Origin of the sequence: Solirubrobacter pauli (genome assembly GCF_003633755.1) — a bacterium.
GTDB lineage: Bacteria > Actinomycetota > Thermoleophilia > Solirubrobacterales > Solirubrobacteraceae > Solirubrobacter > Solirubrobacter pauli.
Map to the genome: position 1 here is coordinate 682,011 of NZ_RBIL01000001.1, position 25,376 is coordinate 707,386.

Sequence of the window (25,376 nt, forward strand, 5' to 3'; positions counted from 1 at the left end):
AGCGCTGCAGTGGCTGGTCGCGGGTTCACAGCCTTGACAGGCATCGACTCGAGCTTGCGGTGAGTCTGGCACGAGCGGGCAAGGAGCCTCTCGGCCAGTCCGGCAGTCCTCTGCGCAATCTGTTGCTCAGAGGTAGCCACGCGCTGGCCAGCATGTTGACGGCAACGCCGTCTCCTTCGACGCCGCCCATGTGCTTCCCGGAGGTTACGGCGCGTCGTCGGTGACGAGATCTTGGTGTGCGCGAGCGGCGATCCCGGCCCGCTTCTACTGCATGAGAAGGGAGCTGAGGAGCCCTAGGTATCCACCCGTTGCGACCAGAACGACCGCTTGCCGGAGGACGGTCACGCGAGTTGCGACGGTGTTGGCACCGGTCGACATCATTCCCGCGTACGTCTCTGCGAGCGCGAAGTCGACGGGCCGGGCGAGTCCGCTCAGAACCGGCGCATGGATCACGCTGAAGTCAGCTCGAACGACCACAATCGCAACAGCGCCTGCCGTGCCCCATCCGAGAAGCACTAAAGCCACGAGTCCGAGTACCCAGTGGATAAATGTTGGATCGCCTTTGACTAGCGTCGTGCCGATGGCGGCCGTCACGGCGGCAGCGACCGTGTACAGCCATTGGGCCCGGGCCTGAACGCGCTCAAAGTCGCGGGCCTGCCGGTCAAGCTCACGCCGCCCCTCCTCGATCATCAGGAAGAGTTCGTAGGGACTCCAGCCGGCGAGGGAGGCAGCAGCGACTCGATCCGCGGAATGGCTCGGAATCTCACGTCCGGGCGCCAACAGTCCCAGGACGTGCTCCGCGTATATTCGTTGGCCGCGCCAGAACTCGGGCATTTATTCCTCGTCTCGGCTAGGCGAGCGAAGGAACGCTGCTATAGCCGCAGCGATCCCTTGAGAGACAGGATCGGGTAGAAAGAGCCACTGGCCTGCGGGGTTGAGGTCGAGGAACACGTGGTTAGCCCCGGTATCGATCCAGTCCTGGCTCGAATATCCCACCCCCAAACTGTTCGCGAGTGCGATCGCCTGCCGCTCCACTCCCGGTGACGGAGCGATGCGGAATGAGTGATGCGCTTCTCGGACCTCGCGCCAGTCCAAGGGAAGGTCTCGAGCGTCTAAGGCGCACGTCCAAGCCTGTTTTCCCACGGTCACGACACGCAGATGCCGCTTAGCGGGCACCGCCTGCTGGACAAGGAACGGGGCTCCTGCGAGATCCACAAGTCGCGGGTCTGACCGTGCAAGGTCGCGGGCCAACACAACCATGGCCTCGCCATCCTCACGGCGGTACTGCGCCGGCCCGAGTGGCTTGACGACAACGATGTCACCCCACCACTTGGGAGCAGCGTCGATGCTCGTCGAGACAACTGTGTCGGGCACTGCGATGTCCAAGCGGGCCGCGTGGCGTGCCTGCAGGAGCTTGCTTTCGGTGGCGATCATGCGGCTATACGGCGAGACCCATTCGACGTCAGGGTCTTCAGCTACGGAAGTCACTAGCTTGAGCCAGGCGCTTCGAACCGCGCTCTCGAGCGAACCGGACACCAGGCCGGTTCTCCACTGCGGCGGGGCGAGTCGCCGGATCCACCCGCGAGTTGTTTTGCGAAGAGCAATCGACCTGCCCTCGAGCGACAACGACGGTCCGTGTAAAACGATCTCGGCCGATTCGAGCACTGCAGTGTTCACGAGCATGGGTACCGAATCACCGAGTTCGGCGACCACGGCCGCAACATGCTCATCTTCGGTATTCCCGACGATGATGATCTGGGCGTCAGGCAGTCTGGGACTCCCCGATTCCGAGTGGTCCGCCGAGATCAGCCGGCTCGCCCTCGTAGACCGCCTCGACGTCTCGGTCGACGGTCTCCTTCGTTGACGTGTACTGAGTCTCTCCCGCGGGAGTACCGGCAGGGGCCGTCATGGCAAGGACTTCGTACAGCGATCGCTTAGCGCGTATCGACATGGCGAGTCGGCTCCTCTTCTAACAGCGCCTCGGAGTCGTGGTCGAGCGTCTCTTTGCTCTTGGTTTCGGTCGTCTCTCCGCGTCCGCCACCGGCAGGGGCGAGGGTCGCCAGGTGCTCGTAAAGGGTGGTCGAAGAACGTACGGAGTCGCGCATCATGCGAATGTAACGCCGGTGAACGGCGGACACAACGCCCGTGGATGGCCCGGCAGAGCGCGGCTCTGGGGTCCGGGCGGTCATCGGACTTCGGACCGTCGACCTACCACATCGTAGGGGTCTGCGACGTGACGGAGCGATATCAGGCCGTCTGGCTTGAACGGGTGGCGACCGCCGCCCGGCGTCTTGGACAGGCGATGAGCAGGTCGGCGCTAGAGGTCGCTAACCACACCGATGAGGACGGCCTCGTCGACGCGATGATTGCGCTCGAGTCGCGGCTCCGGGTGATGATTGGGATGCTGAATCGGGGCTCAAGAACCCGACCGAGCTGGTCGAGCACAAATACACTGGCGGGGTGTCGGAACAGCCGCGAAACCCGTGGGAAGGCTTTCTCACTTTCCTCGACCGCGCCGCCGACTGGGTCAGGGAACACCAGGACGAGATCCGCGCCGCAGGCATCTGGGCCGCCGCTGGGCGAGCCGGCCGTGTCGCACGTCTTTACGTACCCTTCGATCCCGAAGCCTGGATCCAGATCGAGCAGGCGCAGCGACAGTCTGAGCCTGACGTTGAGCCGGATTACGGCTCGCTCCTCGTCTCTCTTTATGGCCCTGGCGGGATCGGACATGAGACTTTGCGCGAGGAACTTCGTAACTCGACGTTGCTTCGCGACCGCACAGGTGAGGTGGAGGAGGTACTCGATTCTCTTGCCGACCAGAGGTACTTCGTTACGGTCTGCGGCGCGCTGCCCCTGGTCGAATACGTACTAAGCAGCGCCGCCGGGAAGTGGAAGGACCCTCGCAAGCATCTCGAAGCGCTAGAGGCCCGTCTGGACGAGCCAGCGTCCGCCGTGGACCTTGATCTGCTGCTCGATGCGACGGCGGTCGAGATGGTTCTCGAGGAAGTGCCCGAAATCTGGAAGGACGGGCGTCAGGACGTCGGAGCTATCAATGACCGCCTGAACCGGCATCGTGCCCTGCATGGGACAGCGCGCGGCTGGGATGACCTCGCAAACGCCACTCGAGCAGTGCTTTTGCTAGCTGCAGTTGCAAGGATTTCGACCCCGCTGCTGGGGCCGCCAAGCGGGCCGTGAGGTTCGGTCGAGCGATACTCCCCCACGCGACACTTCGTGCAAGGACCGCGGCGACCCACGTCGGCCGTCGACGTACCGACCGAAGCGACGGACCCACTGCTGCTTTGCGCGAATAGCGGTCGCGCAGCGAGTCATGACGAGCAGCCACGATCAGGCGGGAATCGCCGGAGGCCAACGTCGGGAACTTCCGTGATCCGCTAGGCGGTACGCACTCAGGTCGGAAGGGTGTTCCACGTAGAACACCCAGCCTGGGAGGACCGCATGATCACAATCGCCGTGCTGAGCCAGAAGGGTGGCGTCGGAAAGACGCTGACGTCCGCCAACGTTGCAGCGGCCCTCGCTGACCAGGGCCTGAAAGTGCTTATGGCGGATTTCGATCCCCAGGCTGACCTCTCCGCGAGCTGGGGGCTCGACGATGATGACCCCCGGCCACGGATCGAGAACTTCCTCGACTCCTCGGGCCGAGATCTTCGCGACGCGGTCGTGGCCGTGTCGGAGGATCGCGACATCGGCCTGCTGGCCACCGGCTACGAACGCCTCCGACAGCAGACGTCTCGGCTCCTCGCAGGTGACGGGAGCGAGCTCGCCCGTCTGCTTGCGCCGCTTCACGACGAGGTGGACGTAGCCCTGATCGACACGCCGGCGGGAGACACTGTGTTTGGCCGCCAGGCCATCGTCGCCGCGGACGAGGCGATCGTTCCGATGTTGCCGGGATTCCACGAGTTGCGCGCGATGACGCGAGCGCTAGACGTGATTGAGGCTCGGGCCGAGCACGAGCGAACGCAGCTGGGGCTGCTGGGCGTGCTGGTCGTGAACGCGGATCCGCGATGGCGCTCGACGAAGGAGTACGCGCACCATCTCGCGCAGATGGAACGCGCAAACGAGATTTCGCTGTTCGAGACGGTGATCCCGCGTCATCAGCCGGTCACGGAACACGCGCGCTTCGGGCTTCCGACCGTCTGGCTGCGTCCGTCGTGCAGCGTCGCCGTCGCGTACCGGCAAGTCGCGGTCGAGGTTCGCGAGCGACTCGGTCGCCGGGTCCCGGCGGTCATCTCGTCGGCGACGAGCGGTGCGTCGTGACGCGTCCGGTCCCAAGGGAGCTTCCCGGGCGGCGGCGCGATCGCCCACCGGCCTCGGAGCACGATGCGTTCGGCAGCGGGATGGCCCTCCCAAGCTCGGCGATGTGCACGCTGGCGATCGATGCCGTCACGCCGAACCCCGACCAGCCTCGCAAGCACTTCGCCGACGAGGCGCTTGAGGCGCTGGCAACTTCGCTACGCGCGCGTGGCGTTCTGCAGCCGGTCCTTGTGAGGCCGCTCGGCGACGGCCGATTTGCGCTGATTGCCGGCGAGCGGCGATGGCGCGCGGCACAGCTCGCCGGGCTGACCGAACTCCCAGCGTTCGTCCGTGGCGACACCGACGACGCGACGGCCCTCGAGCTCGCCCTGATCGAGAACGCTGCGAGGGAGGATCTGACTCCTGTCGAGGAGGCTCGGACGCTCAGCACGCTGATCAACGATCTGGGGTTGACCCAGGGTGCGCTCGGCAAGCGCATCGGGCGCAGCCGCGCCGACGTGGCCAACACGCTCCGGTTGCTCGACTTGCCCGACGAGGTGTTGGACCTCATTTCGGAAGGGCGGCTGAGCAAAGGCCACGGGAAGAGCCTGCTGGTCGCGAAGACGGCCGAGCAGCGGATCAACCTCGCGCAGAGGGCCGTCGCGAAGAACTGGTCCGTGCGCCAGCTGGAACGAGCCATCCAGGGCACGCCGAAGAAGAGCTCCAAGAGGACCGAGACCAACAGGGCCGTCGCAGACGAGCTCAACGCTCGCGCCGCTCACGCCATCGACCTGCCCGTGAGCGTCCGAGCTCTGAGCGAAGGGTTCGCTGTACGCGTCGTCGCCGCCGACCGAGAAACAGCGGAGCAGATCCTGGCTCACCTGCGTGACTCAGCGGCGCCGGACACTTCTCAACGCTGAACGCGCACGTCGGAACAGCTGTGCCGGCAACGGTCCGGCACAGCGGCCTCCCGCGCGGGTGCGATGGCAGAGCGGACAACAGATTTCGTCACGCCTCCTCAAAGGGGCCGCGCGGTCCTTGCCGGCCCGACCGTGGACGTCCACGTACCAGCACCCGCGCGCGAGCGTGGCAAGTTGCCTCCGCCCAAGCAGGCCCGAACATGACGAACTTGGGCGGAAGGCGACATCCTGGGCTTGGCGGCTCAGCGCGTCGTTCATCTCGATTTGCAGGCCTTTCCGGTCCTTCAAGACCCAACTTCGATGCGGCGCGGCACGGTGACTTTGATACCCCACCGGGGGTCACTTCCCGGAACACCCCGCCGCCGTGGCGAGGAGGACGCACAGATCCATCGGCGGCCGGTCCGCCGTCGGCGCTCGCGTCCCACCGCGGAGACGCGCGGCGTCGTCAAGATCCGGCGGTATGGTCCGTCGCTCCTTGTGAATGGCTCACCTCCGGTGACCTCCTCGCACTGACGAGGCCCCACGAGATACACAACGCGACGTGAACTGATCGGCGTTCACCGGTCGCCGCCGCGCACGATCGCTGAGAACGCCGCGCCGCTCGCGTTCCCCGCGAAGACGATGCCCCGCCGCCGGCCACCCTGCGCCAGCGGACGGCACGTTCAGCTTCCAGGCACTCGCGCCTTCAGCTGACCCACATCACTGGGACGTGTAAAGCCGCTCCCAGCACCGAGACGGCCCGTGAGCGACTCGGCCAGGAGTCGCCCGGGCCGTCCGTCGTTGTCGGCCGCACCCGCGTGGCCGACCAACCTCGACCTCAGGAGTACCCATGCCGAACCCGATCGCCTCGGGCACCACGACGCGTGCCCAGATCGCGGACACCGACGAAGCGGTGCAGCGCTTCGCCGTGACGCACGTCGGTCCCGACGCCGACGTGCACCCCGACGACCTCGCGTGGTGGCTCGCTCGCGAAGAGCAGCTCGAGATCCACGCCGACCTGGCCGCCAGCGGCCTGCTCTGACTCAAAGACCCAGTGAAGGAGCACCATGCCTGCCTCTCTCGATCACTCGATGGCCACCACGACTGTCGTCACCACCTCGCTCGCCGACCGGGACGAGTTCGGCCTCGTCGGACCCGCAGCCGGCCTGTTCCAGGCGCCGCTCGCCACGTCCGGCCTCGATGCCCGTGAAGACCTCGGCCACGCGCTGTGCGCCTGGTTGCCGCGCGAAGACCTTCTCTGAGCGAGCTGCTCACGTCGCGCGCTCGGCAGGCAGCTGAGCGCGCGCTCAGAAGCGCCGTCCTATGCGGCGACGCGCAATCCACTCCGTCCCAGCCCCTGGGGCGGCCGACGACTGGAGCGCATCCATGCCATCCACCCATTCGATCCTGCTCGCCGAGGAAGATCCGGTCTGCAGGACGTTCCTCGCCGACAACTTGGCCGCCGACGGGTACGACGTCGTCGTCGCCATCGACAAGCGCGACGCGCTGGTCAAGCTCCACCTCAAGCCTGATCTCGTCTTGTGCGACGTCAACGGTGAGACGATCGGGCTCGTCGACGCTGTCCGACAGGAGGGCGGCTTCGCCTCTCGCGTCGACCCGCTGACCCCTCTGATCGTCCTCTCCCGCAAGGCGGACGCACTCATGTGCGTTCGCTTGCTCGAGCACGGATGTGACGACGTGATCCGCAAGCCGTTCAGCTACCGGGAGCTGCTTGCCCGTGTCCAGGCGGTCCTTCGCCGCTCGCAGGGCCAGCTCCGCACCGCGGAGCGCGTCGTGCAGATCGGGCCGCTCGAGATCGACACCGTGAGCCGGACGGCGCGCATCTCGGGCCAGCTCGTCGAGTTCGCGACGAAGGAGCTCGCGCTGCTGACCCACATGGCCGGCGACCCGAACCGCGTGTTCACGAAGGACGAGTTGCTTCGCGACGTGTGGGGTTACCGCGCCCGGGGGCGAACCAGGACGCTCGACGCGCACGCCCTGAAGGTCCGCCACAAGCTGCGGAACCTCGACGAAACCCACTGGATGGAGAACGTGTGGGGTGTCGGCTACCGACTGCTTCCCTCGAGGCCGTTCGACGAGGCGAGCGCAGCGTGAGCAAGCATGGTTCGCTGCGGCGCGACCCGACAACGCGCCGCACACCCTCGCCACGTGAGCCGACGACCGCCGTCCAACCTGTCACCGTCGCGCGCGTCTCCCGCCGGGACCGGCAGTGGGCCAAGGTGATCGGGAGCGCATGTGTCGTGTGCCAGAGGACGAGCGGCCTGGTGCCCGCCCACCTCGCGCGCCACGACGTGCGCTGCGAGCACCCGGACTGCGTCGTCCCGATGTGCGTGATGCACCAGCGCGCGTTCGAGGCCGGGCATCTGGACCTGCTGCGGTACCTGGAGCCGCGTTGGCGCCAGGAGATTGCTCACACCGTCATGCACGTCGGACTGATCACCGCCTACCGCCGGCTCACCGCCGGCCGGTTTCCCTCGGTCGCGCCGTCGCGCGATTGAGCGCGGAGCGGCCGCTCGTGTGCCGCCCTTCTTAAGCAGCGCCTCTCGAAAGGAGCCTTCCATGACCGGACCTCGCGTCGCGGCGAGCTACCGCGCGCGCGACGGCAACCAGCACGACGTGCTCGTGCTGAGGACGCCCGCAGGTCGGTGGCGTGTCCTCGATGCGTGCGACCACCGCGTCGTACACGTGGAGACGCTGACCGGCTACGACGATCGCCTCTCGCAGGCATCCGCTCTCGCGGAGGACTACGCGAAGGAGGAAGACGCGTATCACTCCGGCGAACGCCTCGATGACCCGTTGCCGCGCCGTCGGCCCGACCCTCCGGACGAGGGCGACGAAACGTGCGCGGCCTGATCGCGGCGGCGCACGGAGCAGGCGGCACGCTCCCGACTCCCAATGGTGGTCGTAGGCGCGCCATGCACATCCTCCGGCCGCCCTCACCGCCCGCCTCCGCCCCGGCGCCCGCCCCCGTCCACCGCGCCGGGGTCGAGGCGGGCCTGCTTCGATGCCGCGTGCGCCTCACCGACGGCCGCGTCTTCACCGGCGAGCTGCCGGCGGCGCGCCACCGGTCGCTGCAGCTAGGGCTGCTTCACGAAGCGACGAGCGAACTGGTCGAGCTCACGCCTGGAACACGACGCGCGGACGGTGTCCTGCACGTCGATCGCCGCCGTGATGCCGTGCACTACCTGGCAGGCGGCGGAAGCGGGACGAGCGACTGGCTGCGCGCGCTTCTGGCACACGCGGACCGGATCGTGTCCGGTGACTATGCGCGTGCCGGGGCCGGCGAACGGCCCAGTGAAGAGGTGTTCGTAGGCGTCGCACCGCGCACACGACCGACCGGAGCCCGGGACGCCGTGGACGCGACTCGATGGCTCTGGCTCGACGTCGATCGTCCTGACGCCCTCGGCTCGGTGTGGAGCTTCCTGGCCGAGCGCCCGTGCCATCTGCTGATTGCCTCGGGGGGATCAGGTGGCGTCCACGCCTACTGGAAGCTCACCGAGCCGCTTCCCGCACACTGGGAGCGGCCCGACGGCGTCGAGACCGAGCCGATCGAGCGGGCCCATCAGCGCATCATCCACGCCCTCGGCGAAGAGGTGGCCGATCCGCGTTGTGCCGAGCGGTCGAGACTCATGCGGCTCGCGGGCACGATCAATCACAAGTCGGGCCGGTGGGCCCACATCCTGGAGGCGGATCTCGCGCTCGAGCCCTACGACGCCGAGGACTTGGTCGGCGACCTTCCCGATTCACCGGGCTGGACCTCGAAGCCTCCGACCCGTGCGACGGGCGACGGGTCCGGCGATCCGTACAAGCAGATCCCGCCGCCCGAGTACTTCAAGCGACTGGCCGGACTCGACGTCCCGCGTGGCGGTCTTGTCTCGTGTCCGGTCCCCCAGCACCGCGACCGTCATCCGTCTTGCAAGGTGGGCACGCTCGCGAAGCAGGGCTGGTGCTGTCACAGCGCGAGCTGCGGAGCCCGAGGCGCGATCTACGACCTGGCGTCCGTGTTGATCGGCGGGCCATGGGGACCGCAGCTGCGCGGCGCCGCGTTCGCTCGAGCCCGAGCACACGTCATACGGGTCGTCGGACGACTGCCATGAGCCAGTGGGTAGTTCAAGTCCGCGACCTGGTCAATGCCGACGTCGCTGGACACGCAGGCACGCACTACACCAGCCCACCCCAGACACGCGACGAAGCGATCTCGCTCGTCGCGCTGCTGGTCGGGCCTACGCCCGAGACGGACCGCGACCGATGGGCGATCGCCATCGCCGGCGGTCGCCGCGTCGTCGAGCTCGAACCTCGCGCCTGACCCCGGCGCCACATCCTCGATATCCATGGAGTGATGCCATGACCGCGCTTGACCCGGGCGGCACGCACGAGCGTGCGGCGCGCCCGGGCGCCGACGGCTTGCTTGTCGGGCTCACACCCGAGCAGGTGCAGGCCGTCCGACACGCCGACGGCCCGCTGCTGATCGTCGCGGGCCCAGGCACCGGCAAGACGCGCACGCTGACGCACCGCGTCGCGCACCTGCTCGCGACCGATGCCGCCACCCCCGGCGAGATCCTCGCCGTCACCTTCAGCGTGCGAGCGGCCGGTGAGCTGCGACTGCGGCTCGCCGACCTGCTCGGAGAAGTCACCGCCCGCGGCGTGCTCGCCGCGACGTTCCACTCGGTTTGCGCCCGCATCCTCCGCGAGCACGCCACGGTGTTCGGCCGGACCGACGCATACACGATCTACGACCAAGCCGACCTGCAACGCGTCATCGAGACGCTGCTGGCCGACCATCGGCGCGACGCGATCCAACACGCGATCCAGGCGTGGGGACAGCCTCCGCCGGCCGAGCTCGAGCACGAGATCGCCCTGGCCAAGAGCCGACTGCTACGGCCGTCGGGATACGAGGCCGTCAGCCGCTACTCGGCGGCGCCGCTCGTCTCGGCTCTCTGGGAGGCGATGGAGCACGAGCTGCGTCTCTGCAACGCCTTCGCGTTCGACGACCTGCTCGCCTTCACGGTCGAGCTACTGCAGGCGCACCCGAGCCGGCTCGCGCACCTCAGAGCGCGCTGGCGCTGGCTCGTCGTCGATGAGATGCAGGACACGAACGTGGCGCAAGCTGCGCTCGTGCATCTGCTCGCTGGCAGTGCCGGGAACGTCACGGCCGTCGGCGACGACGATCAGGCGATCTACCGGTTCCGCAGCGCCGAGCCGCGCAACATCCTCGAGTTCGGCGCCCGCTACCCGGCGCACCGGCAGGTGGTCCTCGGACACAACTTCCGCTCGCGGACCGAGATCATCACCGCCGCTGCGACCTGCATCGAGCAGAACAAGCACCGACACCACAAGGATCTCGTCGCCGCCCGCGGCGTCGGCGGGCGAGTGACAACTCGGGGCTTCGCCCGCGACATCGAGGAAGCGGCGTGGGCGACGTCGGTGATCGCGGACGCGCTCGCGGCGGGGACGCCTGCGTCGGAGATCCTGGTCCTCGGGCGCACGGCGTTCGCGACGGCGCCGATCCAGGCCGCGCTGGCCGCGGCCGGCATCCCGCACCGCGTGCTCGGCTCGCTCGGTCTCTACGAGCGCGCCGAAGTCCGGGACGCTCTCGCGTACCTCGCGCTGTTGGCCAACCCCCAGGACGCGCACGCCTTCAGGCGAGCGATTCAAGCGCCGCGCCGCGGCGTCGGGATGGCCACGATCGGACACGTCGTCGCGGCGGCGCGGGGGTACTTCGCCGGCGATCTGATCACGACCGCCGTCAACGCAGTGCTGCTCCAGGACGTCCGCTCGGCCGCGGCGCGAGAGGCGCTGAGCACGTTCGGCACGGGACTTGACGCGGTCCGCGAGGACTACCGCCGCGGACGGTCCGTCGGGCACATCGTCGTCGCCGCGCTCACGCTGCAGGGAGGCGTTGTCGCGTTCCACGAGACCCGCCGCGACCGATCGTCCCGGACCGACGAACGCCGTGACGGCGAACGCGTGCTCGAAGACCTGCGCTCGCTCTGTCGCGCCGCGCAGGCCTACGCCGACCAGGTTGGGCCGGCCGCGTCCATCACCGGCTTCCTCGAGCACGTGGCGGGGCTGCACGCCGAGGAGATCCGCCCCGGCGAGGACCGCCGGATCACGGTCTCGACGATCCACCGGGCCAAGGGCACGGAAGCCCAGCTCGTGGTCCTGTTGGGCTGCGAGGAGCAGCTGCTGCCGTCGTGGCGCGCGCTGCAGAGCGCCGACCCGGAGGACCTGGAGGAAGAGCGGCGGCTGTTTTACGTCGCCGTTACGCGAGCCAAGGACCAGCTCGTGCTCACCCGTTGCCACGTTCGTGGTGGCCGCGCGACCGGCGGACCGTCGCGCTTTCTGGCCGAGGCCGGCCTGGACACGCGCACACGGGCCGCCGCCTGACCTACATCTCGAAGGGAGATCCACATGTCGATTCATCCTCCCGCGGGCGCAGAGCCGCCTGCGCGGACTCATGCCGAGGCCGTCGCGCTGTTTCGCCGGCCGTTCGCCGCGGGCGCGATCGGATTTCGCGCCATGAGCAAGACGCCATGGAACGGCGATCCCAGGGGCGGCGCGCAGGTCGCCGCCTACATCGGCGCGCAGTCGGTCGTCCAGCGCCTGAACTGCGTGGTGCCGGGCTGCTGGCGCATGTCGTTCGCCGCGGTCGACGGCGAGCTGCTCGCGGCCGCCGCCGACGGGCAGACGCGCCGCCGCCTGTACCTCACCTGCCGACTGCACGTCACCCTGCCCGAGCAACTCAACGGCCCAGCCGTCGAGACCGTCTACGAGGACATCGGCGAATGCGAGGCCGGCTCGCTCGCCGGCCTGAAGGCGCTGTACTCGGACGCGCGTAAGCGTGCCGGCGTAGCGGCCGGGATCGGCGCCTACCTGTACACGGCGCTGGCCGCGGTCGTGCTCCCGCTCGGGCCCGGGCCGCGCCAGGTCGAGTGCGTGCGCCGCAGTGGCAAGAGCGACTTGCTACTGCTCTCGCCCGACACCGAGCGCTGGCTGCGTAACGGCTACCGCACGCGCATGGCGTCCGAGACGGTCGTGCAGGACCTGGGGCCGATCCTCTCGCACGGCGAGCCCGACGACGAGATGGGCCAGGGCGAGAGCACTGACGCCGCCGCGCACGGCACGGTCGAGGAAGCCGCGCCGCCGGCCGCCAGCAACGGCCACGGCGATCTCGTCACCGTCGACTTCGGCGGCCTCGGCCCGACGCCGCCACCAGCGGCATGAGCCCCGCGCGGGCCCGCCTCCGCGCCCTCGCCGCGGCCGCCGGCTACGACCGCGAGACGCTGGAGCTGATCGTCGACGCGGCGCTGCCCGCCCACCTGCCCGGCAAGCGGCTCAACGACACGTTGATCGGGCACGTCGCCACCGCGGTCGAAGTGCTCGCCCAGTGCGGCTACACGGCCGACGAGCTGGAGCTGATCACCGAGTCCTACCGGCTGCGCTACCGCGACGGCCGCTGGCGTGACCGGTTCTGGCACAACCAGCTGTGCGCGGCCACGCTGCGCTTCAACCAGCCGCGCTTCTACGGCCTGTCGCCGTGCGAGTCCGACCGTGCGCGGCTCGCCGAGTTCGCGCGCGCCGCCTGACCTTCTCATTCGAAAGGAGCCACATCCGTGTCCGCTCTCGCGGCACCGACGCCGGCCGCTCGGCCGCCGACTGGCGCCGAGCTCGCCGCTCGCATCCAGATCCCGCGCCAGCTCCCGCTGCGCTACGACGGCGAGCGCCTGGGCCATCTGTCGCACTCGTCTTACACCAAGTTCCTGCTCTGCCCCGACGACTGGCGACGCCACTATCTCAAGGGCGACCGCCCGCCACCGAGTGGGCACATGTTCCTCGGCGCCCGCGTCGACGACGCCCTTTCCACCTACTACCGCCACCAGCTCGAGCACGGCGAACTGCTCACGCTCGACCAGGTGCACGACGCCTACCGCGATCACTGGACACGCGAGCTCGCCGAGGAGGCCGCCAAGCGCGGCGTGCACTTTGACCTCGAGCTCGACGAAGCCCGAGCGTTCACGCTCGGGCTGGAGGCGATCGAGCTGACGATGCGAGAGCTCATGCCACGGCTCGGCCGGCCCGTCGCCGTGCAGCGCGAGCTCGCCTACGCGCTCGCGCCCGGACTGAACTGGACGATTCAGGGCTTCCTGGACCTCGAGACGCTCCGGGCCGACGACGACCGGGCGGACATCGTGCCCGCGATCGTCGACTACAAGGTCAAGAACACGCTGCACTCGCAAGCCAAGGCCGATCACGACTCGCAGGCCGGCCTGTACCTCGCGGGGCGCTGGCTGACCGGGCAACCGGCCGAGCACTTCTGCTTCGCGCAGATCGGCAAGCCCGGCAAGCGCCGCAAAACGATGAACACCAGCTTCGTCGTCACACGCCGAACCCCGGCACAGCTCCGAACCACGCTCGTCCGGATCGCCCAGGCCGCCAGCCAGATCACCGCGCTCTACGACCGCTACGGCCCGGACGAGCCGTGGGGCTTCGCCGACCCGAGCGGCTGGAAGTGCTCGGCCCGCTACTGCGGCCACTACACCCGCTGCCCGGGCGGCGGCGGCATCTGAGCAACCCAGGCGGTGTGGCCCCGGCCACACCGCCTGTCTCCCATGAAAGGAGTGGCTCTTGTCCACCCTCATCGACGCTTGGGCGCATGCGAGCCCGAGCGAGCGCGAACGCCTCGCCGAACGCGCGCTGGGAACCGACGCGGGACGCCAGCTCGCCCGCTGCTTCGGCAACGCGGGAGCGCCGATCCAAGACCTCCGCGCCGACGCGCTGTTCGAGCTGGCCGCGAACCGGCCGATCGATCCCAACGACGCATCCGCCTGGATCGACAGTGATGCTCACGCGGCCGCCGTCCTGTGCCGCCACGGCATCACCGACATCCGCCCGACGCGCTTTCAACTCCACGCGATCCGACAGCTCGCCGCCGGCCAAGCAGAACAGGACGTGCGCGCCGGCCTGGACTGGTCACGGGTTCACGTCGATCGGCTCGACGAGCAGCTGCAACAGGCGCACGCGCAGCTGCCGATCGAGCTCGACGACCCCGCCGTGTGGGTCTCCCCCGCCGACCGCCGGCGCGCCGTCGCTCGTCGGCTGGGCCTGAACGCTGCCGTCGCCGACGAGCTCTCCCGCTGGGCGCTCGCGCACCTCGAGCGCTTTGACGCGGCGGATCTCCGTAGTTGGCGCATCGCCTCACCGAGCTGGCTCGCACTGGCCGACGAGCAACTGCCGGCCGTGTCCTCCGTCGAGCGGCCCGTCGGTGTGTTCCTCGCCCCGGCGCCCGGCGGGAGCTGGGAGCTGACGCCGACGTTCTCGCTGGACGCGATCCGCTCCCTCGCCGCGCTCGGCGCTGCCGTCGACCGCGACCTGCGCGCGGCCTCCCTACCCACAGACGCGGTCCCCGACCTGATCGCCGGCTGGAACCTGCGCACGCTGCACGCCGGACCGCGCGAGAACGTCGACTCCGGCAGGGCACTCATCGAAGCGCTCTCCCGCGAGCTCGGCCTGCCGATCACCGCGGCTATCCCGGAACATCCGGTCGACCGATGGGGCCGCGTACTCATCCGCCGCGCCAGCCACACCGCCGCCGACGGCAGCGAACTGCAGCTCAGGGTCGTCACGTTCCCAAGCCGCAAGCTCCCGCGCCGACGAGTCGGGTCGGCCCCGCTGGACGATCACCACGCCATCCACAGCGCGGCCATGGAGCTCGGCGAGGCGGTCCAGACCGCGATCGAGCGCGGGCTCCCGCTGCTGCTGCCCTCGGAGGCCTCAGGCGAGCTCAAGGACACCGTCCGCGTCGGGCGGATGAAAGGCCGTCCCGGGCTGCTGGCTATCACCACCGCCGACGGCCCGATCGCCACGACGCGGCGCGTCGTGGCCGAACAGGTCCTGCCCGAGCTGCGCGCGCTCAAGCGCTCCGGCGCGACGGTCACGCTCGACGCCGGCGCTCGGCAGCTCGCGCGCATGGTCGCTGTCCAGCCGCTCGCCGACGACTCGGTCTTGCTCGGCCGTCAGCGCGAGCTCGCTGCGCTGAAGGTCGTCGGTTCGGGAGTCGACGCCTCTCAGACCGGCACCGGCAAGACGATTACCAGCGGCCGCGCCCTCGCGCACCGCGCGGCGACCACGGCCCGCTTCCGCGGCATGGTCGTCGCCGAAGGCCGGCTGCTCGGCCAGTGGCGCGACGAGCTGCTGTCGGGCGCCCCGGCGCGTGGGCTGGCGCCGCTCGCGCCAAACCTCGACGTGCTGATCGTCGCCGACCACGGACCGATCGCCGGGCGGTTGCGGCGCTTCGATCGTGAGCTCGGCGAACGGCCTGGCGTCGTCCTCGTGGCCAACGGCGTGCTCGACCGCCACCCCGGTGAGCTCGCTGCGCTCAACTGGCACCTGCTGATCGCCGACGAGGCTCTGCGCTACGCCAACCCGGCCACCGAGGCGCATCAGGCCCTCGCGCAGCTGCGGATGGCCTCGGTCGCTGACTGCTGGCTGCTGACCGCGACGCCACGGGGCAAGGACTCCGAGCAGCTCGATGTCCTCGTCGGACTCGCCCTCGGCGATGAGGCGATGATCCGCGAGCGCCTGAACACCCGCGAAGCCGGCGACCTGCTCGACGAGCTCAACGCCCACCGGCTGCGCGTGAACTACGGCCCGCACCTCGTGCGCGTCACCCGCCAGGACATGCAGGCCTGGATGCCCGACGTCCGCCCGGCGCAGCCGTTGACGCTCGAAGCCGATACGGCGCTGACCGAGCTGCTGGACGCGATCCGCCAAGGCGGTCGCGAGGCCTATCGACGCCTGCTCGAGCTGCTGCGCGAGCTGCGCGAGCTCGAACCCGGCAGCCCGATCTACAAGCAGGCACTCGCGGAGATCGCCCGCGTGCAGGGCGTCGTGCTCGGGAACGTCGGCGTGTACGTCGACGCCTCCGTCGACCCCGAGACCCTGACGCACTCCAAGGCCGCGCTCGCCCAAGGGTTGTGCCGCCAAGGCCTCGTGGCCGAGGCCATGCGCGGTGGCGGTGACGGGCTACCGCTGCTGCGCGGCGTGACCGCCCAGACCTTGGCCGGCATCGCCGGCGAAGAGCAGGTGCTCGTGTTCGCCGAACGCGTCCGCTGCCTGCGCCAGCTGGCCTCGACGCTGCGTAACCGGCACGGTGTCGAGGCGCACGTCGCCGACGGCTCGCTCACTGGCCGCGACTTCGAGGCGCTCAAGCACCGCTTCACCGGGGGCGAGTTCCCGATCCTGTGCCTCTCGCGGGTCGGCCAGGAAGGCCACAACCTCCAGAACGCCTCCGTGCTTTGCCACCTCGACCTGCCCTGGCTGCCCTCCGGCCTTGAGCAACGCGTCGGCCGCGCCGCCCGCCCCGGCGCCGTCCGCGGCTGGGTGCAGACCTACATCCCCTACATCCGCGACGCCGGCATCGCCCACATCGTCTCGATCCTCTCGCCACGCGGCGGCGAACACCACCAGGTCCTCGACTCCTACGAGGGCGTCGCCGCAGCGGACTCCACCGTCGCGACCCAGCTCGGCCAGATCACCGGCGAGATCGCCGAACACAAAGACCAAGCCGGCTACGCCGGCACCGCCGCGAAGCTCCGCGTCGCCGCCAGCGTGTTCGGCGCCGCCTAGATCGCTTCGAGGCTCACCACCTCTATTGCGAAAGGAGACCGCGCATGAGCGCGATCACTGCTGCCCTGCGGCAGCTCGACAACGTCGCCGCCGAAGGCGACCTCGCCCCCGACCCGCTCCCCGCCGACACGCTCGCGCTCGAAGCAGCGAGCGACCCGATCGTCATGCCGGACGGCAAGCGCATCTACCCGCCGACGCTACACGGCGAGCGCGTCGACGCGCTCGCCCTCGCCCTGCTGGACATGGACGACCCCGCCCGCTCGAGCTTCCTGCGGCTGGTCGGACCGCCAGGCGCGGGCAAAAGCCAGATCGCCCGCGCGATCGCCTACCGGCTGTGGACCAGCCGCGGCCGCCCAGTCGAGGACCGCCGCGGCGCGCCGTTCTACGGCTTCGTGGAAATGCAGCCCGGCCCGTCGTCGGACGAGTTCTTCTTCCGCCACGAGTGGGTGCCGATTGGCGGCTCCGGCGGCCAGGTCTCGCTGGTGGACTCGGCGTTCGTGCAGGCGATGCGCGAGGGCTGGGTGGTGATGATTGACGAGGTCAACACAGCCCGCGACGTCTGTCTGCTGTCGATCAACGCCACGCTCGACGGCCGCTTGGCGCTGTACCTCTCGGCGACCGGCGAGACCGTGATCGCCCATCCCGGGTTCGCCGTCATCCTGGCCTACAACCCGGGCCTCGTTGGCGCGACCGATATCCCCGATGCGTGGCACTCGCGCTTCCCCGCCACGCTGGAAGTGACCAGCCACTGGGCGGCGCTGGCCGAGCTCGGCGCCCCGGCGGCGCTGGTGCGCGAGGCGGCCGCGCTCGACCGCCAGCGCATCGCCGGCGAAGACGGCCTCACATGGACACCGCAGTTTCGGGACGTCGAGTCGCTGTGGCGGATGAGCGAGCGCGTCGGCGAGCGCGCCGCGCTGGCTTTCTTCGCGTCGAACCTGCACGAGCAGGTCCAGGCCGGCAAGCTCCAGGACGCCGAAGCCGCCGCCGCCTGCCGGATGCTCGACCAGGCCGGCTACAGCAAGTACCGCGTGCGCCCGAGCGGCGGCGTCCCGAACCTGCACGGCTACGCGCGGGCGGTGACCGGCGGATGAGCGCGACCCGCTCCGGGCCGGCGCCGTTCGTACAGCAGCTGCACCGCGCCGCGGCCCAGCGCGGTCGGCTTGAGCCGCTCTACCAGGACCTGTCCGAGCACCTCACCCGCATCCTGCAGCGCCTGTACCCCGTGTGGGCGCTGATCGGACCGGGACTCTCGGACCCCGGCCACATCGAACTGCACTCGCGCTGGATCTACCTCGACGCCGACGAGCTGCTCGGCCCGCGCGAGCAACTGCTCACCGGAACGGTACCCCGGCGCCGGGTGCTCGGGACCTTCGGTGTCGCCCTGCACGAGACGTTCCACGCCAAGCACACCAAGCGCTGGGCCATGGAGCACGACGTCCAACTCGCCCGGTCCCAGGACCCCGACGAGCGGCAGCTGGCCGCCGACCGCCGGCTGCTGGAAGAGCCACGCATGGAAGCGCACGGCTGTCGTGATTTCCCGCGCGACTCGATCCGCGGACGCTTCACCCGCCACGCCCTGCGCACCGCGGTCACCGACACGCTCGTGCCGCGCTTCGCGGCTGAGTTGCTCGCACCGAATCTCGCCGGCGAACCCGTCACGCGGGAGCTTGCCGGCCGAGCCGCCGTCTATCTGCGAGCGCGAACGCTCTATGAAGCCGCGGACCCGTCCGCGCTGAGCTGGCTGGAGCCGATCTGGACGAGCGTGCTCGGCCCCGACGACCTCACCGCGCTCGACGCGCTGTTCGCCCGGCTGATCTGGATCGACGACGGCGACCTTCACGGCCTCGACGACGCCGCCCGCCGCTACCGCGAGATCATCGGCCCGCCCGACGAGGAGCCGGCCGGCGGCACTCGGGCGGGCGCGCCCGTCGGGGGCACGCTCGCCGAGGCGCTCGAACAGGCCGAGGCGTCCGCGCGATCGGACCAGCTCATGCAACTCGAGCACGACGTCGACCTGCAGACGCTGCTGGACGACATCGCCCGCAGCGGTGAAAGCACGACGCCCCGTGGCACCGGCGCCCCGTCGGGCCGGATGCCGGACCGCGGCGTCGACCGGCCGCCGTTGGGCGATGAAGTCGCCCAGGCCCGCCGCTACGCCACGCGCATGCGCCAAGCCATGACGCTCGGCACACGGACGATCGACAAGCGCACGCCGGGCGGGCGCTTCGACGGGCGCGCCTACGCGCGCGGCCAGGCCCAGCGCACGCACGGGCGGCCGATCAGCACGCACCCCTGGCAGATCACCCGTCAGATCACCGCGCCGATCCAAGAGCCGCACGTCGCCCTGATAATCGACACCTCCGGCTCGATGGGCGGCTACGAGTACGCGCTCGGCCCCATCGCCTGGATCCTCAGCGACGGGTTGCGCCAGATCGGCGGGCGCTGCGCGATCGCGCTGTTCGGCTCCGGCTCGCAGCTGCTGAGCGACGGCGGCGAACGGCTGCGTCAGGTCCCGGGTATCCGCACCGGCGGCGGCACCGCGTTCGCCGGCGACGCGATCGTCGCCGCCTCCGACTGCCTGGACATGACCAACCCCCGCCGCCCGCGCTTCGCGTACGTGCTCAGCGACGGCGGCTGGTACGACACACCCGCGGGCGTCGAGCGCATCCACTGGCTCGCCGACCACGGCGTCCCCACCATTCACATCGCCATCGGCATTGCGCCACTCTCGGTCGAAGCGGACCACATCGTCGTCATCCCCGACCCGGCCGACGCGCTCGACCAGATCGCCGCCGACACGGTCAAGGCGCTGCGCAGCGCGACGCCGCGTCGTCCGCAATAGCGGCCGCCGATAGCCGCCGGCGCACTCGGCGCCGGCGGCTCACCCACTACAGAAGGACACCCCCATGCCAGATCTCCAGGCGCCGCCGACAGCGGCGCCTTCGCTCTTTGACGTCACTACCACCGCGCCGGCCGATCCGGCCGGCACGCTCGTGCGTGTCCCGCTCGACGACATCCGCCTCGCCCCCAACGCCCGCCACGACATCGCCCCCAACGGTATCGAGCGCCTCGCTCGCATGCTCATGTCGATGGGCCAGCTCGTCCCCGGCATCGGGCACCGCCCAGCCGGCCAGCCCGTCGTGCTCTACGCCGGCCAGCGCCGCTTGCTCGCCGCCCGCGCCAGCCACGACCTCGCCGTCAACGGCCTGCAGCCAGTTCGCAGCCTCATCGTCCTGCTGCTCGACCACGCGCCCTCGCGCGACGAGATCCGCCGCATCCAGGCTCAGGAGAACCAGCGCGAGGATCTCACGCTCGCCGACCAACAGGCCCAGTTCGCAGACTGCTGGGCCGCCCGCGCCGGCCTGCACGAAAGCGACCGCATCGGCGCCGTGTGCGCCGACCTCGGCATCGGCCCCGTGAAGGCGCACAACCTGCGCCGCCAGCTCACGCTTCCGGAGCCCATCCGCGCCCGCGTCGCCGACCGCCCCGGCGAACGACAAATCTCCGTGACGCTCGCCAACCGGCTGGCCGACATGCACGAGATCGCGCCCGAGCTCACCGAGGGCGTCGCCCGCCGGATCTCGACCTCCGACCTGCACGACGCCGCCCTGCGCGACCTTGGCGCCTTCGTGCACCGCACGCTGGTCGAAGACGAGACCACCTACGCGGTCCGCATCGACGACGGCGCCCTGCTCGACGCGCACAGCCAGATCACCCTCGCCCGCCAACACCTGACCGACGCCGGGCGACGGGCGATCGCGCACGCCTTCAGGTGCGATCTCGACGAGCTCGACAGCGAACTGGACACGCTGCAGACCAGGGCGAAGAGCACGCACGCCTCACTGCGCGTCGACAGCGCGCTGCGCGAGCGCGCCCGCACCGGCCGCTACGCCTACGTCCACGAGCGCGGGGCCGACTTCGCCGCCGGCATCTGGGTCATCGACCCCGCGTTCCTGCTCGACGCCGTCCGCCAATCCGTCGCCGACAGCGACGACACACCACCGGTCAGCAACCCGGCGTACTTCGCCGGCGCGCACCTGGACGCGCCGGACCTGCGCGCTGCGCTCGCCGACGAGAAGGCACGTCGACACGACGAGCGTCAGCGGCACGCCGACGCCGTCCGCACGAACCTCGGCCTCGGCCACGACCTCCGCGCCGGCCTGATCGACCCCTCCCCCGCCCAGCTCGACGCGTTGCGCACGATCGTCTGCCGGCTGCTGTCCCGCGAGTACCGCGACGTGCTCGCGTATGGCGCCGGCTGGACCGACCCCGACCGCCAACGCCCGGTCGGCGAAAGCGGCCGCCACGAACCGATGGCCGTCGACGCGATCGTCGACGCCGAGCTCGGGCGGGCGCTCGCCGAGCCTGACTCGCTGCGCGGCATCGCCGCGCTCGTCGCCCGCTTCGCCGCCGCGTTCGTCCTAGACCCCGACGGCGTCACCCGCACCAAGGCCCTGGGCCGCGAACGGATGAGCCGCAAGCTCGAGGAGGTCCTGCCCGGCGGCGATGACCCGCTCCGCGAAGCGCTCTGGGCCTTCCTGCGCCCGATGCTCTCCCCGCGACTGGCCGCGCTGCACCGCGAGACGTTCGTCACCGACCCGACCGAGCGCAGCACCGTCGACCTGGACGCGCACCGGGCCGACACCAGCCTCGACGAGCTCGAGCTTGACGAACCGTCCGCGGCCTGACCCGCGACGGCAGCCTGTGCGACCCGCCCATCCGCGGCGGGTCGCGCGGCGGCGCCTTTCTTTGGGCGTGTTGCGTTGTCCGACCTGCCGTCGCACGATCGGCCAGGGAGAATGGGCGGGATGGACGGCAAGATGCCCGACCTATGGCCGCCGGGGACCCTTGAGCGCATCAACGACGTGACGCACTTCGTCGCCGACCACCTCGTGACGCAACGGCAACTCGACCTTGTCGAGGACCGAGACCTCGCCCAGTGGATTGCGCTCATCAGCGGCCACGTCGGCCGCCCCGCGGAGCTTGTCGCGCGCGTCCCCACCGATGCTGACGCCCTCCGGGGCGCGGTCGTTTGGCTCGCCTGCGCCAGCGCCGACACCGTCCGCGCCAAGGCGGACTTCGACGGCACCGACCTGTTCGCCGAGCTCAACGAACTCGGAGGCCAGATCGCCGGTGTGCTGCTGCATGAGCGCCCCCGCCGACCGACCGCCCAGGTCCTGACCGTCGTCCATGCGCTCGGCACCCTCATCGATTACGCGCAGCCCCTGCTGCACGCCCCGGGGGAGGGCGGCGCCACGAGCTTCACCCGCGGCGTGCTCGAGGCGCTGAAAGCTGAGCGTCCCGAGCTCGCGACTCGGCCGGCCGATGAGGCCGACGACGACTACGACCTCGTCGAAGACGTCAGCTACGAGCTTCACCACTTGGCCGGCATCGCCGGCACCGCCGCTGTGGTGCTGCACCCGGGCGGTGTCGTCAGCATGCCGGAAGCTCTCGACGAATAGGCGGCCCGCGTGCGGCTCAGAAGTTCGGCGGCATGCGCTCGCGCACCACCGACCACTTCACCCGTCGCCGCAACGTCCTGCTCGCCCAACACCACCGTGATCAGGGTTGGAGCATCGCGCAGATCGCGCACCTGCTCAACCGTGCCCCGGCGACCATCCGCGGCTACCTGCACGACCCGACCGGAACGAAAGCCAAGGCGCGCAAGGCCGGTTACGCCGGCATCTGCCACAAGTGCGGCGCACCGACCTCCGGAGCCGACGGCAAGGGCCGAGCCGCGCAGCACTGTCAACGGTGCAAGCCGCAGTCACGTCCGCGCTGGACCCGTGAGACCGTCCGCGGCGCCCATCGCTTCTGGCGCGAGCGCTTCGGCTTCCCCGCGTCCTCGGTCGACTGGTCCGGCACCCACGCCCGCCGCCGCGGCGGCGATGCGCTCAGCCGCTACCAGTCCGCCCGCTGGCCCTCGCAATCGGTCATCCGGCGGCTGTACGGCACCCCCGCCGCGGCGGTCGCCGACGCCTTCCCTCCCGAGCACGACGAACACGCGCGCTCGTGAGCGGCGTCGTCGCCTCAGGCTCGCGCGCGGCCGGTGCAGCGACCGCGCTCGCGGTCATGGCCGTGCTCGGCCTGGCCGCGATGACGAGTTTGATGCCCGGTCTGCTCGACGACGAGTGCGCCGGTGCAAGCGCCGCGCCCTCGGAGCACGCGTCGTCGACCATCCCCTCCGAGTACCTCGAGCTCTACCGGCAAGCCGGTAGTCAGTTCAAGGTCCCCTGGACCGTGCTGGCCGCGATCGGCGCAATCGAGTCTGACCACGGCCGATCCAGCGCCGCCGGCGTTCGCTCCGGCGTCAACGCCTTCGGCTGCTGCGCCGGACCCATGCAGTTCAACCTCACCGACGGCCCACCTTCCACCTGGCAGGCCTACCGCATCGACGGCGACCAAGACGGCGACACCGACCCCTACGACCCCCGCGACGCCATCCCCTCCGCCGCCCGCTACCTCAACGTCCTGCTCGAACGAGCAGGCGGCGAGATCACTGACGCCGTCTTGGGCTACAACCACTCGCGTGCCTACGTCGCCGACGTCCTCACGCGGGCACGCACCTACGCGGACGCGCCCGAACACGCCCTCGTGAGCGAGCCCGCCGCCGAGTGCGCCAGCGGGTCCGAGGGGCCACCGACGGACCTTCGCGAGAGCGCACGCGTCAGCGCGCCCCGGCGCTACGCGATGCTGCCCGCTTGGGCGATGGCCGCCGGCCGCCCCGCCCAGCTGATCGACGCTCGGCTGCTCGCCAACGCCTTGTGGCTGCTGCGCAGCTACCGCCTACGGGTGACCGCCGCGCGCGAAGGCGGCCACCAAACGCACGGCGACGGCACCGCCCTCGACCTGATCCCGGCCGACGCGGTCGACCAGGCCGCCTGGGACAACTCGGCGCTCGCCCTCGCCCGCGACCTCGGCTGGATCCCCGCCTGCGGCGGCTCCGGCACCCGCCCGGTCTGCCCGCTGATTCCGGCGATGCAGTTCGTCGGCTACGAGGGCTACCCCGGCCACGGCTCACCGTGGACCTGCCGCGCCCCCGACTGCGCCGCGCATCTGCACATCTCGTGGGTCTCCCCCTGTTACGGAACCAGCGCACCAACCCCTCCTTGCAGCTGGGTGGCGGCGATACCGACCGGGACCTCCGTGTCCAGTCACGGATGAGCTCGTCGCCCCTCGGGGGCGAGTTTCCTCGCCCCGAGCCTAGAGCGAACATGGACCACCGCCCCGATCCAACCGGCCTGTATTCCCTCGCCGCAGCCACGCACCCGCACATCGAGTGGGGAGCGCGGCGCCGAGCCGCGATCGTCGCTGGTCGCGGACGTTGCCTGTCTCCCGAGGAGGAACGCATCGCCGCCACCGACGAACTTCTCGCCCGCTGCATCCCCGAGCTGATTCAGCTCGCCAAGTGCGCGGCGCTGGCTGGAGTACCGACGCTCACGTGCGACTGCCGGCGGGCGATCGAACACAGCAGCGCCGCGCTCCTCCGACTGCTCGACAGTGCACTGGCGGCTCATGGCCGGGATCAGCGCTACGACGTCACGCACTGGCGGACGGCAACGGAAGCCCGCGCAGCCGTCGTGGCGGCAGACTTGCTCGACCGACGCGACGACGACCCATGGCCTCTACCGGGCGCGATCGACTGCGCCGCTTGCAACATCGCCGACGCACTTCTGGCCTGCCGCCGCGAACGGATGTCAGTGCCGGAAGACATCACAAGCGCCGCCAGTGAGTTGCTGGTCGTCTACGCCGCCACGGTGGCTCTCTGAGCGCGTCGCGGAGCCGGTAGCGAGACGCGCATCCCGACGCCTGCGCTGCTCAAGTCGATCACCGCCGAATCACGCGAGGCGAAATGGCAACGTCACAACGTCCAAGGAGGGAGCTCGTCGCTACGTTCCTAGCGTGTACTCCGTCGACGGTATCGCGGGCAATCGCCTCGCCGGCTCGCGGCCCGTCTGGAAGGCTTGATCGGGAGCTCGGCTGCTCGTGGAGGGCTCTCGCCTGCACGCAGCTCGACGCGCAGCCTCTCGGGCTGCAGCCCGTCGGCGGTCACCCTCGAACCGGACCTGCTCGTGGCAAGCGGTACGGGGCGCTAGCGCGAGTTGACCTTCACGACGCGCTCGAGCTCGCGGAACTCGGCTTCGTCGATGCGCCGGAAGTTCCGGCCGGCCACCGGACGCTTCGGCCCGCGCGGAGCGATCAGCAACGGCTCGGTCGGGACGGCGTAGCGCCAGCGCTCGGCGTGCTCGGTCTGCTCCTCGCGCTCGAACACCGGGCCGATCACGCGGACCACGGCGGCTACGTGCTTGCCCTCGATGTTGTAGATGACCAGCTCATCACCCGGCTGCGCGCTCACACGGACATGGCTCGCGAGTTGCGTGAACCCGTAGGTCTCCTCGCGCATCGCCTCGAACCCACCCGGTTGCTTGAACTTGAACAGCCAGTAGCCCACGTGGGCAACGCTAGCGCCGACTAGGCCCCCACAAGCCACCCGACGGTCCAGGCTGCACGCCACCAACACACGCGCGCACGCCAGGCGCGCCGGCCGGCACGACGCCGCTCAGCGGGCCAACTCGAGCC

26 protein-coding genes are annotated in these 25,376 nt (G+C 70.2%); 22 read left to right on the forward strand and 4 right to left on the reverse strand.

All coding sequences use genetic code 11. The annotated features are described in order from the left end of the window. Nucleotides 1–264 precede the first annotated feature (264 nt). The 3 genes from C8N24_RS03195 to C8N24_RS33630 form a co-directional block, all read right to left on the reverse strand. Complete coding sequence (locus tag C8N24_RS03195) at nucleotides 265–834, reverse strand: hypothetical protein (protein ID WP_121247924.1); 570 nt, start codon at nucleotides 832–834, stop codon at nucleotides 265–267. Continuing rightward, nucleotides 835–1,713, reverse strand: coding sequence for an ATP-grasp domain-containing protein (locus C8N24_RS03200; RefSeq protein ID WP_147447594.1), 879 nt, complete (start codon nucleotides 1,711–1,713; stop codon nucleotides 835–837). Nucleotides 1,714–1,934: 221 nt separating this feature from the next. Continuing rightward, nucleotides 1,935–2,105, reverse strand: coding sequence for a hypothetical protein (locus tag C8N24_RS33630; protein ID WP_170178817.1), 171 nt, complete (start codon nucleotides 2,103–2,105; stop codon nucleotides 1,935–1,937). A gap of 355 nt (nucleotides 2,106–2,460) precedes the next feature. On the opposite strand from C8N24_RS33630, the gene C8N24_RS33250 reads away from it, so the two are divergent. From C8N24_RS33250 to C8N24_RS03300, 22 genes are all read left to right on the forward strand, one after another. Beyond that, nucleotides 2,461–3,195: a hypothetical protein gene (locus C8N24_RS33250; protein WP_147447595.1), complete on the forward strand. Its 735-nt coding sequence runs from the start codon at nucleotides 2,461–2,463 to the stop codon at nucleotides 3,193–3,195. A 261-nt stretch (nucleotides 3,196–3,456) separates the two neighbouring features. After that, entirely contained in the window at nucleotides 3,457–4,275 is an 819-nt protein-coding gene (locus C8N24_RS03210) for a ParA family protein (RefSeq protein WP_121247930.1), read from the forward strand. Between the two features lie 101 nt (nucleotides 4,276–4,376). Beyond that, the gene (locus C8N24_RS03215; protein ID WP_245971744.1) at nucleotides 4,377–5,171 is read left to right on the forward strand and encodes a ParB/RepB/Spo0J family partition protein; all 795 of its coding nucleotides are present in this window, start codon (nucleotides 4,377–4,379) and stop codon (nucleotides 5,169–5,171) included. An 829-nt stretch (nucleotides 5,172–6,000) separates the two neighbouring features. After that, entirely contained in the window at nucleotides 6,001–6,192 is a 192-nt protein-coding gene (locus tag C8N24_RS03220; protein WP_121247934.1) for a hypothetical protein, read from the forward strand. Nucleotides 6,193–6,241: 49 nt separating this feature from the next. Beyond that, nucleotides 6,242–6,412 carry a hypothetical protein gene (locus tag C8N24_RS33635; protein WP_170178818.1) on the forward strand — a complete coding sequence of 57 codons (171 nt, stop codon included), beginning with the start codon at nucleotides 6,242–6,244 and terminating at the stop codon, nucleotides 6,410–6,412. Nucleotides 6,413–6,536: 124 nt separating this feature from the next. Continuing rightward, nucleotides 6,537–7,265 (forward strand): response regulator transcription factor, encoded by a 729-nt coding sequence (locus tag C8N24_RS03225; protein WP_170178819.1) that lies wholly within the window; start codon nucleotides 6,537–6,539, stop codon nucleotides 7,263–7,265. Between the two features lie 170 nt (nucleotides 7,266–7,435). Continuing rightward, the gene (locus tag C8N24_RS03230) at nucleotides 7,436–7,669 is read left to right on the forward strand and encodes a hypothetical protein (protein WP_121247939.1); all 234 of its coding nucleotides are present in this window, start codon (nucleotides 7,436–7,438) and stop codon (nucleotides 7,667–7,669) included. Between the two features lie 61 nt (nucleotides 7,670–7,730). After that, nucleotides 7,731–8,024, forward strand: coding sequence for a hypothetical protein (locus C8N24_RS03235; RefSeq protein ID WP_121247941.1), 294 nt, complete (start codon nucleotides 7,731–7,733; stop codon nucleotides 8,022–8,024). 158 nt (nucleotides 8,025–8,182) lie between these two features. Continuing rightward, on the forward strand, nucleotides 8,183–9,268 hold the full coding sequence (locus tag C8N24_RS03240; protein WP_121247943.1) for a hypothetical protein: 1,086 nt from the start codon (nucleotides 8,183–8,185) through the stop codon (nucleotides 9,266–9,268). Beyond that, nucleotides 9,265–9,477, forward strand: a complete 213-nt coding sequence (locus tag C8N24_RS33640) for a hypothetical protein (protein WP_170178820.1) — start codon at nucleotides 9,265–9,267, stop codon at nucleotides 9,475–9,477. The genes C8N24_RS03240 and C8N24_RS33640 overlap by 4 nt, the downstream gene beginning before the upstream one ends. A 38-nt stretch (nucleotides 9,478–9,515) precedes the next feature. Next, the gene (locus C8N24_RS03245; RefSeq protein ID WP_170178821.1) at nucleotides 9,516–11,558 is read left to right on the forward strand and encodes an ATP-dependent helicase; all 2,043 of its coding nucleotides are present in this window, start codon (nucleotides 9,516–9,518) and stop codon (nucleotides 11,556–11,558) included. 132 nt (nucleotides 11,559–11,690) lie between these two features. Beyond that, the gene (locus C8N24_RS03250; RefSeq protein WP_121247947.1) at nucleotides 11,691–12,395 is read left to right on the forward strand and encodes a hypothetical protein; all 705 of its coding nucleotides are present in this window, start codon (nucleotides 11,691–11,693) and stop codon (nucleotides 12,393–12,395) included. Next, complete coding sequence (locus C8N24_RS03255; RefSeq protein WP_121247949.1) at nucleotides 12,392–12,757, forward strand: hypothetical protein; 366 nt, start codon at nucleotides 12,392–12,394, stop codon at nucleotides 12,755–12,757. The genes C8N24_RS03250 and C8N24_RS03255 overlap by 4 nt, the downstream gene beginning before the upstream one ends. Nucleotides 12,758–12,784: 27 nt before the next feature. Beyond that, on the forward strand, nucleotides 12,785–13,738 hold the full coding sequence (locus C8N24_RS03260) for a PD-(D/E)XK nuclease family protein (RefSeq protein ID WP_121247952.1): 954 nt from the start codon (nucleotides 12,785–12,787) through the stop codon (nucleotides 13,736–13,738). Nucleotides 13,739–13,796: 58 nt separating this feature from the next. Next, nucleotides 13,797–16,796: a helicase-related protein gene (locus C8N24_RS03265; protein ID WP_121247954.1), complete on the forward strand. Its 3,000-nt coding sequence runs from the start codon at nucleotides 13,797–13,799 to the stop codon at nucleotides 16,794–16,796. 44 nt (nucleotides 16,797–16,840) lie between these two features. Beyond that, nucleotides 16,841–17,887 (forward strand): AAA family ATPase, encoded by a 1,047-nt coding sequence (locus C8N24_RS03270; protein ID WP_121247956.1) that lies wholly within the window; start codon nucleotides 16,841–16,843, stop codon nucleotides 17,885–17,887. Next, nucleotides 17,884–19,638, forward strand: a complete 1,755-nt coding sequence (locus tag C8N24_RS03275) for a vWA domain-containing protein (protein ID WP_121247958.1) — start codon at nucleotides 17,884–17,886, stop codon at nucleotides 19,636–19,638. The genes C8N24_RS03270 and C8N24_RS03275 overlap by 4 nt, the downstream gene beginning before the upstream one ends. Nucleotides 19,639–19,702: 64 nt before the next feature. Then, the gene (locus tag C8N24_RS03280; protein ID WP_147447597.1) at nucleotides 19,703–21,484 is read left to right on the forward strand and encodes a ParB/RepB/Spo0J family partition protein; all 1,782 of its coding nucleotides are present in this window, start codon (nucleotides 19,703–19,705) and stop codon (nucleotides 21,482–21,484) included. 120 nt (nucleotides 21,485–21,604) lie between these two features. Next, nucleotides 21,605–22,258, forward strand: a complete 654-nt coding sequence (locus C8N24_RS03285) for a hypothetical protein (protein ID WP_147447598.1) — start codon at nucleotides 21,605–21,607, stop codon at nucleotides 22,256–22,258. A 32-nt stretch (nucleotides 22,259–22,290) separates the two neighbouring features. Continuing rightward, nucleotides 22,291–22,812: a hypothetical protein gene (locus C8N24_RS03290; protein WP_121247964.1), complete on the forward strand. Its 522-nt coding sequence runs from the start codon at nucleotides 22,291–22,293 to the stop codon at nucleotides 22,810–22,812. Then, the gene (locus tag C8N24_RS03295) at nucleotides 22,809–23,960 is read left to right on the forward strand and encodes a lytic transglycosylase domain-containing protein (protein ID WP_121247966.1); all 1,152 of its coding nucleotides are present in this window, start codon (nucleotides 22,809–22,811) and stop codon (nucleotides 23,958–23,960) included. The genes C8N24_RS03290 and C8N24_RS03295 overlap by 4 nt, the downstream gene beginning before the upstream one ends. Before the next feature lie 50 nt (nucleotides 23,961–24,010). Next, on the forward strand, nucleotides 24,011–24,565 hold the full coding sequence (locus tag C8N24_RS03300; protein WP_147447599.1) for a hypothetical protein: 555 nt from the start codon (nucleotides 24,011–24,013) through the stop codon (nucleotides 24,563–24,565). A 323-nt stretch (nucleotides 24,566–24,888) separates the two neighbouring features. Here the strand turns inward: C8N24_RS03300 and C8N24_RS03305 are convergent, their stop codons facing one another. Continuing rightward, entirely contained in the window at nucleotides 24,889–25,248 is a 360-nt protein-coding gene (locus C8N24_RS03305; RefSeq protein ID WP_121247970.1) for an EVE domain-containing protein, read from the reverse strand. Between the last annotated feature and the right edge of the window lie 128 nt (nucleotides 25,249–25,376).

What these genes read in the sequence shown, in the direction of transcription:
- C8N24_RS03195 (WP_121247924.1), bottom strand. Translation starts at nt 834, where the DNA reads ATGCCCGAGTTCTGGCGCGGCCAACGAATATACGCGGAGCACGTCCTG.
- C8N24_RS33630 (WP_170178817.1), bottom strand. Translation starts at nt 2,105, where the DNA reads ATGCGCGACTCCGTACGTTCTTCGACCACCCTTTACGAGCACCTGGCG.
- C8N24_RS03210 (WP_121247930.1), top strand. Translation starts at nt 3,457, where the DNA reads ATGATCACAATCGCCGTGCTGAGCCAGAAGGGTGGCGTCGGAAAGACG.
- C8N24_RS03215 (WP_245971744.1), top strand. Translation starts at nt 4,377, where the DNA reads ATGTGCACGCTGGCGATCGATGCCGTCACGCCGAACCCCGACCAGCCT.
- C8N24_RS03220 (WP_121247934.1), top strand. Translation starts at nt 6,001, where the DNA reads ATGCCGAACCCGATCGCCTCGGGCACCACGACGCGTGCCCAGATCGCG.
- C8N24_RS33635 (WP_170178818.1), top strand. Translation starts at nt 6,242, where the DNA reads ATGGCCACCACGACTGTCGTCACCACCTCGCTCGCCGACCGGGACGAG.
- C8N24_RS03225 (WP_170178819.1), top strand. Translation starts at nt 6,537, where the DNA reads ATGCCATCCACCCATTCGATCCTGCTCGCCGAGGAAGATCCGGTCTGC.
- C8N24_RS03235 (WP_121247941.1), top strand. Translation starts at nt 7,731, where the DNA reads ATGACCGGACCTCGCGTCGCGGCGAGCTACCGCGCGCGCGACGGCAAC.
- C8N24_RS33640 (WP_170178820.1), top strand. Translation starts at nt 9,265, where the DNA reads ATGAGCCAGTGGGTAGTTCAAGTCCGCGACCTGGTCAATGCCGACGTC.
- C8N24_RS03245 (WP_170178821.1), top strand. Translation starts at nt 9,516, where the DNA reads ATGACCGCGCTTGACCCGGGCGGCACGCACGAGCGTGCGGCGCGCCCG.
- C8N24_RS03250 (WP_121247947.1), top strand. Translation starts at nt 11,691, where the DNA reads ATGAGCAAGACGCCATGGAACGGCGATCCCAGGGGCGGCGCGCAGGTC.
- C8N24_RS03255 (WP_121247949.1), top strand. Translation starts at nt 12,392, where the DNA reads ATGAGCCCCGCGCGGGCCCGCCTCCGCGCCCTCGCCGCGGCCGCCGGC.
- C8N24_RS03270 (WP_121247956.1), top strand. Translation starts at nt 16,841, where the DNA reads ATGAGCGCGATCACTGCTGCCCTGCGGCAGCTCGACAACGTCGCCGCC.
- C8N24_RS03275 (WP_121247958.1), top strand. Translation starts at nt 17,884, where the DNA reads ATGAGCGCGACCCGCTCCGGGCCGGCGCCGTTCGTACAGCAGCTGCAC.
- C8N24_RS03280 (WP_147447597.1), top strand. Translation starts at nt 19,703, where the DNA reads ATGCCAGATCTCCAGGCGCCGCCGACAGCGGCGCCTTCGCTCTTTGAC.
- C8N24_RS03285 (WP_147447598.1), top strand. Translation starts at nt 21,605, where the DNA reads ATGGACGGCAAGATGCCCGACCTATGGCCGCCGGGGACCCTTGAGCGC.
- C8N24_RS03290 (WP_121247964.1), top strand. Translation starts at nt 22,291, where the DNA reads ATGCGCTCGCGCACCACCGACCACTTCACCCGTCGCCGCAACGTCCTG.
- C8N24_RS03300 (WP_147447599.1), top strand. Translation starts at nt 24,011, where the DNA reads ATGGACCACCGCCCCGATCCAACCGGCCTGTATTCCCTCGCCGCAGCC.